The organism is Vibrio salinus, from assembly GCF_021272385.1.
Classification (GTDB): Bacteria; Pseudomonadota; Gammaproteobacteria; order Enterobacterales; family Vibrionaceae; genus Vibrio; species Vibrio salinus.
The window spans coordinates 486,946-501,314 of record NZ_JAJSDZ010000005.1 but is presented as its reverse complement, the minus strand read 5'-3'; the positions used below and the strand labels follow the sequence as shown (position 1 = coordinate 501,314).

Here is a 14,369-nt window from a genome sequence, read left to right as displayed (position 1 = left end):
GCACAGTTTTTTATTGCGACTCAACGATGGAGGTAAGCTTATATTAAAAAAAACAAGCAAACCTTAAACTAAATCAATAAATATTAAAAAAACCGAAGAGTCTTTGGTGATAATTTCAACAATATGACGAATAAATAGAGGATTTTGTATCACTGGCAGTAAAAAGATTGATGTTAAGAATGATAAAAATATGTAGTTACTCTGTATGAGAAATTTTATCAAACTAAAGTGTAAAGCTGCGTTTATTTTGATTTTTAGCATTTTTATTGAAGTTTTGTGCTAATTTGTGAATATATAATCACATAAAATATCTGCTTATGCTTTAGTGATAGGTTAATAATTTGTTGAATCTTCCCCGTTCAGATGCTAGTTTGTAGCGATATTTGCTAAGTTAAACCAGTTAAAGTCCAAGGAGCAACAGCGCATGAGTCGATGTCCAGCGCTTAGTATTCAGAATCTCCACAAAACCTTCGGAGATAATGAAGTCTTAAAAGGAATTTCATTAGAAGCTCATAAAGGAGATGTCGTTTCCATTGTCGGCTCTTCAGGATCTGGTAAAAGTACTTTCCTTCGATGCATTAATTTGTTAGAGACTCCGACAGCCGGTGATATCTGGGTAAATGGCGAACAAATAGAAATGAAGGTTAACAAACGAGGTCTCTATCTACCGGGCAATCAGAAGCAGGTACAACGAATTCGTTCCCGTTTGGCAATGGTATTTCAGAGTTTTAACCTCTGGTCTCATATGACCGTTATCGAAAATGTTATTGAAGCTCCGGTACATGTTTTGGGTATCAGTAAAGATGAGGCTATTGTTTCGGCGGAACAGTTGCTGAAGAAAGTAGGGCTTTATGAGAGAAAAGATTATTATCCCAGCCATTTATCCGGTGGTCAGCAACAACGTGCGGCCATTGCCAGAGCTTTGGCGGTTAATCCGGAAGTGATGCTTTTTGATGAGCCGACCTCGGCTCTGGATCCTGAATTGGTCGGAGAAGTGTTGGGTGTCATGAGAGATTTGGCTGATGAAGGGAGAACCATGTTAGTGGTTACTCATGAAATGGCTTTTGCCCGTGATGTTTCCAATCATGTGATGTTTCTTCATCAGGGAAAAGTAGAAGAACAGGGTGATCCTGAAAAACTGTTTAATTCGCCGGAGTCTGAGCGTTTCAAACAGTTTATCTCTTCGGTGTACTAAGATGAGTAGTGTCGGATAAAAAAACAATAATTACAGGAGTATAAATATGAAAAAATGGCTATTGATGGCAGCTATAGCGGCTGTTTCAACCACTGGGGTTGCTCAGGCAAAAGATTGGAAGGTGGTACGTTTTGGAACTGAAGGGGCATATCCTCCGTTTAACTGGACGGCAGCCGATGGTTCATTAAAAGGGTTTGATGTTGATATCGCTAATGCCTTGTGTAAACAGATGCAGGTGAAGTGCAAAATTGTACAGCAGGATTGGGATGGAATTATTCCTTCGCTTCTTGCTCGTAAATATGATGCCATTATTGCAGGTATGTCTATTACAAAAGAACGTAAGAAGAAAGTTGATTTCACGGACAAATACGCTTTGATGCCAAACAAGTTTATCGCGAAAAAAGGTACGCATATTACGTTCACAAAAGCAGGTTTGAAAGGCGTTAAAATTGGTGTTCAGCGTTCCACTACTCACGATACGTATTTAACGGATAATTATGGTGGTTCTGTCGATATTGTGCGTTATGGTTCTTTTGATGAAGCGTATCTTGATCTGGCAAACGGCCGAATCTCTGCTGTGTTGGGAGATGCCTCTGCGCTTGAGGATGGTGTTCTGAAGAAAAAAGGCGGAGAGAACTACCAGTTTGTCGGCCCGACTCTGACTGACCCGAAATGGTTCGGTGATGGTTTTGGTATCGCGACCCGGAAGCAGGACAAAGATTTGACTGCGAAGTTGAACAAAGCGATCAAAGCGTTGAGAGAGAATGGCGAATATAAGAAAATTGAAGCCAAATACTTTAACTATGATGTATATGGAAACTAATTTTTAATTAGTCATTGTATGGGGAGGTGTGAAAGAGTCGCACCTTCTCAATCCTGTCAAATCATTCCCCGATCTAGAAGTTATAATGTTGGATCTTAAAGGTTACGAAGGGGCCATTTTTAATGGTGCTCTGTTAACAATAGAAGTTGCACTTCTTTCTCTTCTTCTGGCTGTATTGCTGGGTTTATTAGGTGCTGTCGCGAAATTATCGTCTAACCGGGTTGCGAAAGTCATTGCAACCCTATATACGACAGTGATCCGTGGAATACCGGATCTTATTCTCATGATGCTTATTTTCTTTGGTGGGCAAATACTCCTGAATAACAGTTTGTATGCCGTGAATGAATGGCTGAATAATTATTTCTTATCTCAGGATCCCAGCCATGAATGGGTATCGTATCTTCCAGATTACATTGATGTCAGTCCTTTTATTGCCGGTGTTCTGACAATAGGCTTTATTTTTGGTGCCTATATGGCGGAAACGTTCCGGGGGGCAATCCTCGCCGTCGATGCCGGAGAGTTGGAAGCCGCGAAGGCTTATGGCATGGGGCCCTGGTTGTCATTCCGGCGGGTTTTATTTCCTCAAATGGTCAGGCATGCTCTTCCCGGCTTTGGTAATAACTGGCTGGTGCTGTTAAAAACGACGGCTCTGGTTTCCATTATCGGTCTTGAAGATATGGTCAGGATGGGCGCCGTTGCCGCAGGTTCGACCAAAATGCCTTTTACCTTTTATATGACGGTCGCGATCATCTTTCTGTTTTTCACCAGTGTTTCGACGGGCTTTTTGCGCCTTGTGGAACGAAAATATAACGCACATACGAAATAGTTATGGATTTTTCAATTGTTATAGCAAGTTTGCCTCTTTACTTAAGTGGATTATGGACCACTGCCTGGTTAGTGCTTTTATCTTTAGTGATTGGTCTGACCGTTGCTATTCCTCTTGCCCTTATCCGAAACAGTAAGTGGGCCATTCTTTATGGGCCGTCCTGGTTATATATCTACTTTTTTCGTGGCACGCCGTTATTGATCCAGCTTTATCTTATTTATTACGGTTTGGACCAGTTTATTCCGGTAAAAGGGACGTTATGGGAAAATGCCTGGTTCTGCGCTTTAGTGTCGTTTGTTCTCAATACTTCTGCTTATACGGCAGAAATTATTCGTGGGGCAATTAATGGTCTGGACAAAGGTGAGATAGAAGCCGCAAAAGCATTTGGCATGAGCACGACTCAGATTTACCGGAGAATTATTTTGCCCAGCGCTTTGCGGCGGGCTTTACCGGCTTACAGCAATGAAGTGATTTTTATGCTTCACGGCAGCGCTGTTGCGGGTATTGTCACCATTATTGATTTAACCGGAGCCGCCAGATTAGTGAATGCGCGTTATTATGCGCCTTTTGAGGCCTTTATGACTGCCGGTATTTTCTATATGTTCCTGTCGTTTATTCTTATCGGTACGTTTAAGCAGGTTGAGAAACGGGTATTGGCTTATCTGAAACCCAGAAATTAATTCTGGCATAATAAAAAGAAAGACGGAACAGCAGACGTGTTCTGTCTTTCTTTCGATACCATCTTAATACCTGTTATTCCGTCTCTACATTTCTTTAAATACAGACCAGATAGGGGCGTGATCAGACGGTTTTTCGATGCCTCTCAGTTCGTAATCGATGTCTGATTCAATGCACTTTTCGGCAACAGAGGATGTCGCAAGAATCACATCGATTCTCAGCCCCCGGTTGTCATCAAATCCTCTTGAACGATAGTCAAACCACGAATACCGTTCAGTCTGTTGCGGATTCACGACACGGTATGTATCGGCCAGTCCCCAGTCACAAAGTGTCTGAAACCATTCGCGTTCTTCCGGTTGGAAAGAACATTTGCCGGTTTTTAACCAACGTTTCCGGTTCGGTTCTCCAATACCGATATCGGTATCTTCCGGGCTGATATTGATATCACCCATAATAACCAGATTTTCTTCATTGGAGTGATGGGTATTCAGATATTGGTTCAGGTCAGAATAAAACTGCCGTTTATAAGGAAATTTTATGTCGTGATTGATATTTTCTCCCTGAGGGAAATATCCGTTCATCACTGTCAGTGTTTTTCCTGACGGAGTTTCAAACGTCCCGATAATCATTCGTTTCTGATGTTCTTCGGTATCGGTCGGAAACCCTTTCTGGATGGAAACTGCCGGATTTCTGGAGAGTAGAGCCACACCATAATGGGCCTTTTGACCATGAAAATACACGTTATACCCCATGGCCTCAACCGCATCGATCGGGAACGCTTCGTCATGTACTTTGATTTCCTGCAAGCCAATAATGTCAGGGTTATGTTTGTCGATAATTGCCTGTAATTGATGTAATCGTGCTCTTAAGCCATTAATGTTAAAGCTGATTATTTTCATATGTGGTTCCTACCCCTTTGAAAGCTTGCTATCCCTTGATGTATAAGGGATTGTCATTTTTATTAATTCCGGTTTAAACCGGTTTTTAACGCCAGATTACATTCTCTGTCGCCATTTTTATACCTATAAATTAAGGCCGGCAATCGGGTTTAACCGGACAACAGATGATAAATGATTTGGTGAAAAATGGGCATAAATCATTGTCTGTTCGATCTTAGAATGACCGAGAGTTTCTTTTAAGTCGAGAATGTTACCACCATTTCTCATAAAATTTGTCGCAAAGGTATGACGAAGTACATGAGTCGCTTGTCCATCGGGCAGCGTAACCCTATGCCATTAGAAAACCGAGATATTCTGAAAGAAGCGATGGAATTGATCCTGGACGCTGTGCGCTAAGCACCGAAGGTTTTACTAAGTAGAAAAGTTTAATTGTTCCTGCAGTTTCTTCCGTTCTTCGGAGACTAACGCGTTTATTAAGTTGAATGACAGTTGAGATGTTGTTTTTGCAGACGTACTTAATGTGTGACTGAAATTTAAATTTATCACAAGCGTATGACCACATTCCGGGGTCGAGCAAGAACAATACAGGTTACTATATTTCGCAGATCTATGGTTTGATTTTTGTATTATGGCCTTGCTTTCACATTCAGGACAAAGTACTTTCATAACAAACACCTAGCTATTTAACGTACTTATGATACGTCAAATAGCTGTTGTATTATACAGTGATAAAAAAATTATTTTCCCTCTTTTTTATTTAATAAAGTATTAAAAATTGATGGATCAGAATAGGAATATGTTTTTAGGCTATTATCCATAGAATCTAAAATGATTTTTGCTTTCTCTAGTTTATTTGCTTGTATATATGAATCAGCTAATTCTAGTTTTTTGTTAAATAAATCTTTTTTGCTGTTTACTAAACTCGTAAGAAAGGTATTACATACACCGGATATACTATTATTTGGACTATCAGTTTTTAAATAATTAATGCAAATTATTGGTAAATCATCTGAGTTTATTATGCTTTGAGTGATTTGTTGAACCGCATTCTGCACATTCTGTATGCTCTGTGTGTTAGTAGCGTTTTCACTTTGAGATGTTTGAACAACAGATGCAGTTGCTGAACCAGATGCTATCATCGATTTATTATTCTCGATTGATTGCTTTAATGATGCTATTAGAGATTGTTTGTTGGCAATTTTTTGTTGGTTAGAAGAAATTACGGTTTGATTAGCATTGTCTCCATTGTTTTTTTCAGCTTCAATTTCAGTTGTCAATGAGGCTATTTCAGTTTGTAGTTTCTCAATTGATGCTTCGCTTTGCTCTATATCTTGAGATAAAGATGCTGAACCTGATGTGCTTATGTATGTTACCGGTGTTTTTATCGTTCCGGTAAGTTGTTCTATCGCTAGTAGCGCTACCATGTTTTTTTGGTATCTACGAATTAGTAGATTATATTCATCATCGTCGATAAAACCACTCATTCTGGCTTCACATAAACGATACATGCCATCTCTAAGTAATTGTATGCTTTGAGTTCTTAATCCAGTATATGTTGAGCCTTCCTGAAATGCATTGGCTAGCTTAACTTTATCGGGAATGCTAATTGATGTTTCTGCTGCAAATGCAGACATTGCATCCGGACTCGGTTCAGCACAAACAAAGGTTCGTTCAGATATAAGATTATTGTTTTTATCTGTCGTTTTATGTTTCGAAACAATGATACCTCTTTGTTTTATATCGATTAATGCTCCAGTTCCATCATCTATATTGAGAGGGCGATGGACACTGGTAAAATTAGCACACGCAGTCAGTATAAAAGTACAAGATGCAACTAATATTGTTGATATATTCATAATTTACCCAGCCATGATGTATTTATTTTATTTTCAGAATGATTGATATTTATTTCATATAAATAAATTATAGAATAGCTGGTATCGGTTTCAGTTTTTATTATCCAAACTGAGTGAAAATGATAGCCTGATCTCTTGATTAATTTCCAAGTTACTATTCACCTCATCCATGATTATTTCACAAACCGGAATGATCTCATCTTTCGCATACTCCCATCTCATCTTTCCCGGCCAGAAACCGGAGACCGACTAATGGTTGCGCAGTTTAAGCAAAGCCTACATCCGCACCCAATCAGGTCGGTACCATCATGGGGCATTGAGAAGACAGCTGGATAATGAAGGGTCTGTTAAACCCAATTACTAAAATGTAAATAGTGTTAGAAGGGCAAGAACAAGCAATAAAAAGCTCAACCAGTATATTTTTGAGTTGAGCTTTTCGATCTTTATTCCATTATGTGTGATAGCGAATAAACAAAAATGTCATATCACAGAAAGAGCTAATTTTTTGTTGCATACCAGCCTTTTATTGGGTTTGGCGACTCAGTATTATCGTTGTTTTGAAGATATGAAAATGTTCCAGCCATTGCATTACTGTTGTTACCCTCGAAAGCATATCCAGTAAACGTTAGAGGTGGTGTTGTCATCGTCGCCGTATTACTTTGCTGTGTAAATTTAATTACGTTGCCGTAATAAGCTCCAACTAACTTTGTTTCGACTGGTTCGTATTCTGTATCAAGCATTGTCCCGCTAATGAGATTTCCATTTGTTAGTGTCAAAGTCACATCATATGAGTGACCATCCACATTGAATTTCCATGAACCCGCAAAGTCACCAGTAAAAGCATATACTGTAGATGAACTCAGTAAAAGAAGACCAAGTGAAAGATACTTAGTTATTTTCATACTTACCTCTATTGAATAATATTTCTTAATTCATTGATTAAAGAAGCAAAAGCTTCATAGAGATATTACCTGTATTCATTTTATTTCATAATTCATCTAGTGTGGAATAAATTAATATGCAATAGATATCACAATAATTAACATTTTAATAAACAAACATATTATTATCTGTTTTATTAAGAATCTCTTGACAGGAACACCCACATAATCCGCTCTGCACTACACCCGCCTGCGATGTTTTTGATCAAAAAATTTTGAAATTTTATTTTCGCGAAATTCCCTATAGCCAACTTAGGCTCAGGTCTTACAGAATAAGGGGGTTGAAGGACAGATTTACTCTGAAAAAGCACTTTTCAAAAAAATAGTTTATTAGCTTAGAAGCCATTTCTCATCAAATACAAATGGGAATTCAGGAGTGAACCCCAATGGTTGGACACATAAACTAATTCTTTAAGTGGCTGATCCAGCTTATATTGCGTAATCTGCCTGCCGAAGTAGACTTCATCAGGAGTGAGGTCATTGAGTCTCTGATGGTTACGTACTTCATTCTGTAGTCATAGTTATAAAGCCCGCTTAACTTGCTATCAACTACACCGCACTCAAACAGACCACCGTAATCACAAATGCCGCTGGTTGTCAGGTTTAAGCAATTGTTATGTGGTTATCGTTTCCCTTTAAAACTGATTATTTTCATATGTTGAGCATTCCTATTATGTGGGGATAACAACTTCTAAAGTAGAGCGTTGGCTTCTGCATTATCTGATTTTGCGGATTTGGCCAAAAGGTCTTTTTTGACAATTTCTAATGCTTTCAACGCAATATGTGGATCTACTTCATTTGTTTCAAGCAGATAAATTAAGTCTACAGCGAGTTGTACTTCTTTTGGCGCATTATCTATTGATGTCATTATTATCCTTTCCTTTCTCTTAATGCGATTTTTTTCTCTAACTGATTTTTAGATTGTTGGCATCGGGATAGTCGCAATTCAAGATTGAGAATTTGCTGTTGAATTGGTTGCTTCTGAGATTGCGAACTGAGAGTCAGTTCACTCGATTTATCCTGAATCATCATTTTCAGTCTTCTTTCCCAATCCTGATGCTGAGCCAACTGCTGGTATAAATCATCGACAGTGTATCCTTTAAAGGATACTTTCGGCTCTTTACGTCTGAGTCCTAATGTGGCCAATTCTCTTTGTATTGCACTGATTTGGTTGAGTAATCGCTCACTAAGATACTCAATCGTCTGATTATTGTTATGTTTAAGAGAATTTAATGCTTCTCTAAGTTCATGATAGGTATTTTTCAGTTCCTGTACACAAGGAAACAGAAGTTTTGAATTACAACTGAAGAGCGTTTTGTCAAAACGCGCTGAATTGTGCTCCCCGAATTGATCGTCGATTGCTTTAGCAGAGTCTTCCATAGAATGAATGAGTTGTTTTAATTCTTCGAGTTTGTTTATTTTCATAATTTCGGTTTCTAATGGCTGTCTTCTGCGAATGGCGCTAAAAATTTAGGAAATATATTCTATTGTCCTTTTTAGTGGAGGCAATGAGTCAAGTAAAGAGCGTCCATATCGTTTTGACACAATCCTGCGATCCAGTATAACCACTCTTCCTGAATCACTTTCTTTTCTGATAAGCCGACCAACGCTCTGAACAAGTTTTTTACTGGCATCAGGAACAGCAATTTGTAAAAAGGCATTTCCACCTTTACTTTCAATGTATTCGGCATGTGCCTGCTCAATGGGGGATGTCGGTACTGAAAAAGGAATTTTAGTAATAATGACGTTTTCCAGTAAATTTCCAGGCAGATCGAGCCCTTCAGAAAAACTGCCGGTACCAAAAAGAATCGAGGTTCCGCCCATCTTTATAGTGAAAGAATGGGAGTTGAGTAACGATTGTCTTGAGGATTTTCCTTGCACTAACAGTTGCCATTTCTTCCTTTTTAGCTTTTTTGATATTTTTTTTGTAACAGCTTCCATTTGCCAATAAGAAGAAAACAGAACCAGATTTGCTTTTTTCTCTTCTATATAAAAAGGTATTTTTTCTGCCAATTCATCCGTGAATTTATCTGAAGAAGGTTCTGACTCCATGGCGGGGATCAGTAATTCAGCATGGTTCTGATAATCAAAGGGGGAGGCCAGTGCAAGAAATTTTACGCCATCTTGTTCTTTATTGCTGATTCCGGTCTGAAAGCAGAAATGATCAAATGAGTTCAACGCTCTTAATGTTGCCGAGACAAATACCGCACCGACGCACCGGCTCCATAATTGCTGATCCAGTTTCCAACCGACTTCAAGAGGAGAGGCATTAACGATGAAATCATCCTGGTTGTCTTGTTTATATTCAATCCAGCGGGCTAGAGGTGCTCCATATTCTTTAGCGGGCGTTGCCATCATACTCCACACACGAGTCAGATTATCCATTCTCAACAGGTAAAAACTGAGCTCATTTAGTAGAGGGTCGGCTACTTTAGTGGATAAATTGCCTTCTTTTACCCGTTCTGCAATGAGATCCGTTATTTTCCCTAAGTTTTGATTGGCTTTTTTTGTCAGTGTTTTCAGATCTCTGGCAATGCTTTCCAGCCATTCTGGTAATTCTCCATGCTCAAAACGCCAAATGTTTTCGTGAAAATAAGACTGCGTGATGTTTTGTTTTACGTCTTTCAGGAGTGGAATAATTTGCTGAATGGCATCGGTAAGTTCATTCCGGAATCGATAGGCCCGGGATTCATCCAGATTTTTCAGATATTTCGCGGAATTTTTGTTGAGTGTTTCCAGCCAGTTAGACGCGCCTTTTATACTTGCCGCTGCTGCAGAACTGTCACGTGAAATAGAGGCAATGTGGTGTGCTTCATCAAAAATATAAATACAATTTTCGGGGTCAGGAAGAACTACACCGCCTCCCAGCTCTGCATCAGCTAAAACCAGATGGTGATTTGCAACGATTATATCGGCAACGTCCAGTTCCTGACGGGCTTTCTGATATGGGCATTGATGGTGCTGGTGAAACCCATGATGACAGGAGTGTTTGTCACTGACGATAAGACTCCATAGTTCATCAGGAATAGTGGATGACCAGTTATCTCTGTCACCATCCCATTTATTTTTACAAATTGCAGCATACAGCTCCTGAATTAAAGGCTGTATTGTTTCATCAGGTGGAGAATCTAATAATCCCAATTGCTGGTCCGGCTGATCCGTTGCAAGGGTTGCCAGCCTCTGTTTACAGCAATACCTCTGACGCCCTTTCGCAATACGGAACTGAAACTCTAATGGACTTACCCTTAATAAAAGAGGTAAATCTTTAGTGATAAGTTGTTCCTGTAATGCTACGGTTGCCGTTGAAATTATAAGCTTACGATTGTTTAAAATTGCTACCGGAATCGCAGCCATTAAATAGGAGAGGGATTTGCCAATTCCCGTTCCGGCCTCTGCAACCAATATCCGGTTTGATGAGTGATATGAACCGCAGAGTGTTTTTGCTATCTCTGAAGTTAAGTAATTCTGAGCTCTTCTCGGGACAAATTTTTCTAAATGATGTTGCAGATTTTTGTAACTCTGCTGAATGCTATTTTGAATGTTTGGGCTCAGCATGAATCTCTCCGTTATAGTAGCCGGAGAATATTATCACATTTCTATTTCTATCCAGAAGTTCCCTAAAAATTATATTTTAGGTGAAAAAATAAGATCTTCTTCACAAAAAAAATCGTCGGGACAATCACTTATTATATTTTTAGACCTAAAAAATTATTATTCATAGCCTTTTTTATTTTTTTGTTTATAAAACTCCAAAATTTACCTTTATTATATTGATTTTTGGTTTTTTATTCTTTATTTGAGCAAAATTAAGTGCGTCAGTTTTGTTACGGTGTCGCTTAAAAAATAGCCAGTGCAGTGTAGAGGGGTATCTATCTTATTGAATATAAAGATTTTTTATTATTTCTTTATTGATTTTTATAATATTTGACATATAGGCAATTCTCTTGCAATCTAGTCAGTGAAATTAATGGAGACATTAAAAACTTTTTTAGTGTCGTCAAAAAAACAAAAGGGATCCAAATATAGGAATTCCTAATTTAAGAAAAGGCAGTGGATTAATATGAAAAAGACTCTAGTAGCTCTTTCTGTTCTGGCAGCGGCAGCAGCTGGTTCAGTAAACGCAGCAGAAGTTTATAACAACGATGGTGTTTCTGTATCTCTTTCAGGTGCAGGTGAAGTTCAGTTCTACCAGACTTATGAAAAAGAAGGTACTGACGTTTCTCAGGAAATTCGTATCGATGATGCACAAATCGACTTAACTGTAGGTGTTGATATCACTGATGGCCTGACTGCAGTTGCTGGTTTGAACCAGACATTTGAAGCAAATTCAAATGATGATGATACTAACCGCAATGTTAAAAGTGACGGTGCGTACGTTGGTTTTGCAAGCGATACTTTGGGTACAGTTACATTTGGTGACCAGTACCTAATTACTGATGATTCAGGTATCGGTGCTGACTTTGAAGTTGGTTACGGTCAATACGGACAAGAAACTACCAACGGCACTGACGTAATTAAATACGTTTATGACAACGGTCAGTTTTACTTTGGTATTTCTCATGACCTAGATGAAGGCGATACTGACAATACAACAGATGAAACATCTACTGATGGTCGTATTGGTTTCCGTGCCGGTGGTCTTGATGCTCGCTTGTACGTATTCAAAGGTGAGTCTGTTGACTTCGGTAGCGACATTGCTGGAAATGACTTCAGTGCTTCAAAAGGCGATGAAGACGGTTACAATCTAGAAGTTGTTTACACATTCAACGATGCATGGAGCATGGCAGCTTCTTACGGTAATGACAGCAAAGACATCAATAATGCAGAAGTTAGTGATGTGAATATCTTTGAAATCAATGCAACTTACACAATGGACCAAGTAAACGCATTTTCACTTGGCTACGTAAATGCTGATGATGATGCGTCAGGCGTTAGAGCTGAAGCAAACAACTTATACGGTGTATACGTACGTACTCTGAACTCAAACGTTCGTGCATACGCTGAAGTTGGTTATGTTGATGTTGATCAAGAAGATGTAGCTGATTCTGACTACGATCTAGCTTACACTGTTGGTATGGAAGTTTCTTTCTAATCTTACCTGACAGAAAAGTCTATTTTATAAGCCGCCATCAGGCGGCTTTTCTTTTATCTAAAATAAAATAACTATATAATTTTGTTTTAGATTGTTTCACTTAGGAGAATTTAGATGAAACTAAAAACTGCGGTAGTGAGTAGTTTTATAGGAATATTGTTTTCATTGGGTGCTCATGCTGCAACGGTGACAGCAGTGGATGGCTTACAGTTGCTGGCAATTGATGGTAATGAAATAGAGCAATCCACCTTTAATGAGGTGAAATCCGTTGATGTAAATGGCGGAACCCATCAGGTCGTTTTTCGTTACTATAAAAGCCTGAGAAAAGGCGGTATTAACCAGATATTCAGTACTCAGCCTTATATTTTTTCAATAGATTTAAAGGATAATGATCAACTGAAAATTTTAGTACCAAAGCTATCGGCTTACTCTCAGGCTCGTGCCTATTTTCACCGTAAGGTGGACTGGAAAGTCAGTCTGAATAGTGGAGATGCACAGAGTGTCGATGCGGTTAAGTTAGCCGGTCAGGGAATTATGCCGTTTGCTGATATCGAAAAAGTGGTGGCAGATTATAATACCAAGCAAGGTAATGAGTTTGCACCGGTTCAGCAAGCTGCACCAAGCATTGCAAATCAAAAAATCCATACTAATCCGGCTGACGATTCACTGGTTCAGACGGTTCAGATGTTGTATCAAAATGCATCCGCTGAACAGAAAAAACGGATCCGTATGTGGATTGCTGCTCAGGATTAATCATTAATCTTATTGCACTTTTTGAAATCAGCATATGTAATGTTGTTAACCAACATTACATATGCTGATTTCAGACACTTTGCTGATGGCAGTATCGTAACATTGTGCGGCCACTTCTATATTGGTATTTAACTGTTCTAAAATAGTCAGTACTGTGCGCCAGTCTGCGTGGTCATAGGCCAAAGCGAGTTCCAATATCATTCCCAGATTCCCGTCGCGATTTATCAGTGCACTGCGCACTCGTTCATCGAGAGGCATATCATTAATTAAATCAGCAAGAGGCTGGTCGAGTATGCTGTCCAGAAAACAGAATATTCCGACTAAAAAGGCGCTGTTATGTTCGTCTTTTAATGACGGAACATGTTTTGCGATTTCCTCACAGAAATACGCATTCTGAAGCGACAGAGTAAACAGGTGTCTTGGCTTTCCGTAGGCACTGGCGGCAATCGCAATCAATGCCACAAATTGTCGTAAACGTTCTTCGCCAAGATAAGCAATTGCCTGTTTGAATGATTTAATCTTAATGAGAACATGAGGTGAATTGTTAACGAGCGTAAGTAATTTATAAGAGAGACTCACATCTTTGGAAATAATGGATTCAACGCGGTTAAAGTCGATTTCAAAGTTTGCCATTTCTTTGCAAAGTTGAATCGTTGCAATCAGAGAAGGGTCGATTTTCTCTTTTTTAATCATTTCTGGTTTACTGAAAAAATATCCCTGGAATAAGTGAAAACCGGCATCTGAACACGCTTTGTATTCAGGATACGTTTCAACACGCTCAGCAATAAACTGGATGTTTGTGCAGGATAATTTTTCTATTAACAATTTGGCTTTGTGGCTTGGGATCTGAGTAATATCGAATTTAATGTAATCAATATATGGCAAAAAAGGCTTCCATTCGGCATTGGGAATAAAGTCATCAAGCGCCAGTTTATATCCTTTTGTTTTTAAATCCTGTATAGCGGTTAATAATTCATGCGTCGGTTTACAATCTTCCAGAATTTCGACCACCAACCTTTCTTTTGGTAGTAATGTTGGAGTTTGTGACGTCAGGCTTTTATACGGGAAATTAACAAAAGTGAGCCGCCCATCGGCGACCCGCTTATGTAACGCAAAAAAGTGTTCGGAGATTAGTCGGTTTGTTGCCTGCTCAGAATCAATATTAGGGAAAACATTTTCAGGACCGTCACGGAAAAGAAGTTCGTAGCCCAACACTTCTTTCTTAACGTTGAATATTGCTTGTCTTGCCACATAAGAATATTGCAATGTACTTGTCCTTTTGTGTTTATGCTATAAATAACATATT

At 38.9% G+C, this 14,369-nt stretch carries 14 protein-coding genes and 1 pseudogene; 6 read left to right on the top strand and 9 right to left on the bottom strand.

What is annotated here, in order from left to right; all coding sequences use genetic code 11:
• The first annotated feature begins 424 nt into the window (after positions 1 to 424).
• The 4 genes from LRQ06_RS02450 (at position 425) to LRQ06_RS02435 (ending at position 3,524) form a co-directional block, all read left to right on the top strand.
• On the top strand, positions 425 to 1,195 hold the full coding sequence (locus tag LRQ06_RS02450) for an ABC transporter ATP-binding protein (RefSeq protein ID WP_232764854.1): 771 nt from the start codon (positions 425 to 427) through the stop codon (positions 1,193 to 1,195).
• 46 nt (positions 1,196 to 1,241) lie between these two features.
• Entirely contained in the window at positions 1,242 to 2,018 is a 777-nt protein-coding gene (gene aotJ / locus LRQ06_RS02445) for an L-arginine-binding protein AotJ (RefSeq protein WP_232764853.1), read from the top strand.
• Between the two features lie 85 nt (positions 2,019 to 2,103).
• Positions 2,104 to 2,844, top strand: coding sequence for an ABC transporter permease (locus LRQ06_RS02440; protein WP_232764852.1), 741 nt, complete (start codon positions 2,104 to 2,106; stop codon positions 2,842 to 2,844).
• Between the two features lie 2 nt (positions 2,845 to 2,846).
• On the top strand, positions 2,847 to 3,524 hold the full coding sequence (locus LRQ06_RS02435) for an ABC transporter permease (protein ID WP_232764851.1): 678 nt from the start codon (positions 2,847 to 2,849) through the stop codon (positions 3,522 to 3,524).
• A gap of 84 nt (positions 3,525 to 3,608) precedes the next feature.
• Here LRQ06_RS02435 and xthA read toward each other — a convergent pair whose 3' ends face one another.
• The 8 genes and pseudogenes from xthA to dinG form a co-directional block, all read right to left on the bottom strand.
• Positions 3,609 to 4,421: an exodeoxyribonuclease III gene (gene xthA, locus LRQ06_RS02430; protein WP_232764850.1), complete on the bottom strand. Its 813-nt coding sequence runs from the start codon at positions 4,419 to 4,421 to the stop codon at positions 3,609 to 3,611.
• A 123-nt stretch (positions 4,422 to 4,544) separates the two neighbouring features.
• Positions 4,545 to 4,748: pseudogene (locus tag LRQ06_RS02425) on the bottom strand (tyrosine-type recombinase/integrase); the annotation flags it as partial.
• A gap of 84 nt (positions 4,749 to 4,832) precedes the next feature.
• Positions 4,833 to 5,087, bottom strand: a complete 255-nt coding sequence (locus LRQ06_RS02420) for an ogr/Delta-like zinc finger family protein (protein ID WP_232764849.1) — start codon at positions 5,085 to 5,087, stop codon at positions 4,833 to 4,835.
• Positions 5,088 to 5,158: 71 nt separating this feature from the next.
• On the bottom strand, positions 5,159 to 6,277 hold the full coding sequence (locus LRQ06_RS02415; protein WP_232764848.1) for a hypothetical protein: 1,119 nt from the start codon (positions 6,275 to 6,277) through the stop codon (positions 5,159 to 5,161).
• 497 nt (positions 6,278 to 6,774) lie between these two features.
• A complete protein-coding gene (locus tag LRQ06_RS02410) occupies positions 6,775 to 7,179 on the bottom strand; it encodes a hypothetical protein (RefSeq protein ID WP_232764847.1) in 405 nt (134 codons plus the stop codon).
• Positions 7,180 to 7,909: 730 nt separating this feature from the next.
• On the bottom strand, positions 7,910 to 8,086 hold the full coding sequence (gene rsmS / locus LRQ06_RS02405) for a pleiotropic regulatory protein RsmS (RefSeq protein ID WP_232764846.1): 177 nt from the start codon (positions 8,084 to 8,086) through the stop codon (positions 7,910 to 7,912).
• A 2-nt stretch (positions 8,087 to 8,088) separates the two neighbouring features.
• A complete protein-coding gene (gene priC, locus LRQ06_RS02400; protein WP_232764845.1) occupies positions 8,089 to 8,643 on the bottom strand; it encodes a primosomal replication protein PriC in 555 nt (184 codons plus the stop codon).
• Positions 8,644 to 8,688: 45 nt separating this feature from the next.
• Positions 8,689 to 10,773, bottom strand: a complete 2,085-nt coding sequence (dinG, locus tag LRQ06_RS02395; protein ID WP_232764844.1) for an ATP-dependent DNA helicase DinG — start codon at positions 10,771 to 10,773, stop codon at positions 8,689 to 8,691.
• 505 nt (positions 10,774 to 11,278) lie between these two features.
• Here dinG and LRQ06_RS02390 point away from each other — a divergent pair.
• Entirely contained in the window at positions 11,279 to 12,310 is a 1,032-nt protein-coding gene (locus LRQ06_RS02390) for a porin (protein ID WP_232764843.1), read from the top strand.
• A gap of 114 nt (positions 12,311 to 12,424) precedes the next feature.
• Positions 12,425 to 13,063, top strand: a complete 639-nt coding sequence (locus LRQ06_RS02385) for a YccT family protein (protein ID WP_232764842.1) — start codon at positions 12,425 to 12,427, stop codon at positions 13,061 to 13,063.
• Between the two features lie 45 nt (positions 13,064 to 13,108).
• Here the strand turns inward: LRQ06_RS02385 and LRQ06_RS02380 are convergent, their stop codons facing one another.
• Positions 13,109 to 14,329 carry an EAL and HDOD domain-containing protein gene (locus LRQ06_RS02380; RefSeq protein WP_232764841.1) on the bottom strand — a complete coding sequence of 407 codons (1,221 nt, stop codon included), beginning with the start codon at positions 14,327 to 14,329 and terminating at the stop codon, positions 13,109 to 13,111.
• Positions 14,330 to 14,369 lie beyond the last annotated feature (40 nt).

Coding starts and splice junctions, on each gene's coding strand:
- LRQ06_RS02450 (WP_232764854.1), top strand. CDS start 425: ATGAGTCGATGTCCAGCGCTTAGTATTCAGAATCTCCACAAAACCTTC.
- aotJ (WP_232764853.1), top strand. CDS start 1,242: ATGAAAAAATGGCTATTGATGGCAGCTATAGCGGCTGTTTCAACCACT.
- LRQ06_RS02440 (WP_232764852.1), top strand. CDS start 2,104: ATGTTGGATCTTAAAGGTTACGAAGGGGCCATTTTTAATGGTGCTCTG.
- LRQ06_RS02435 (WP_232764851.1), top strand. CDS start 2,847: ATGGATTTTTCAATTGTTATAGCAAGTTTGCCTCTTTACTTAAGTGGA.
- xthA (WP_232764850.1), bottom strand. CDS start 4,421: ATGAAAATAATCAGCTTTAACATTAATGGCTTAAGAGCACGATTACAT.
- LRQ06_RS02420 (WP_232764849.1), bottom strand. CDS start 5,087: ATGAAAGTACTTTGTCCTGAATGTGAAAGCAAGGCCATAATACAAAAA.
- LRQ06_RS02415 (WP_232764848.1), bottom strand. CDS start 6,277: ATGAATATATCAACAATATTAGTTGCATCTTGTACTTTTATACTGACT.
- LRQ06_RS02410 (WP_232764847.1), bottom strand. CDS start 7,179: ATGAAAATAACTAAGTATCTTTCACTTGGTCTTCTTTTACTGAGTTCA.
- rsmS (WP_232764846.1), bottom strand. CDS start 8,086: ATGACATCAATAGATAATGCGCCAAAAGAAGTACAACTCGCTGTAGAC.
- priC (WP_232764845.1), bottom strand. CDS start 8,643: ATGAAAATAAACAAACTCGAAGAATTAAAACAACTCATTCATTCTATG.
- dinG (WP_232764844.1), bottom strand. CDS start 10,773: ATGCTGAGCCCAAACATTCAAAATAGCATTCAGCAGAGTTACAAAAAT.
- LRQ06_RS02390 (WP_232764843.1), top strand. CDS start 11,279: ATGAAAAAGACTCTAGTAGCTCTTTCTGTTCTGGCAGCGGCAGCAGCT.
- LRQ06_RS02385 (WP_232764842.1), top strand. CDS start 12,425: ATGAAACTAAAAACTGCGGTAGTGAGTAGTTTTATAGGAATATTGTTT.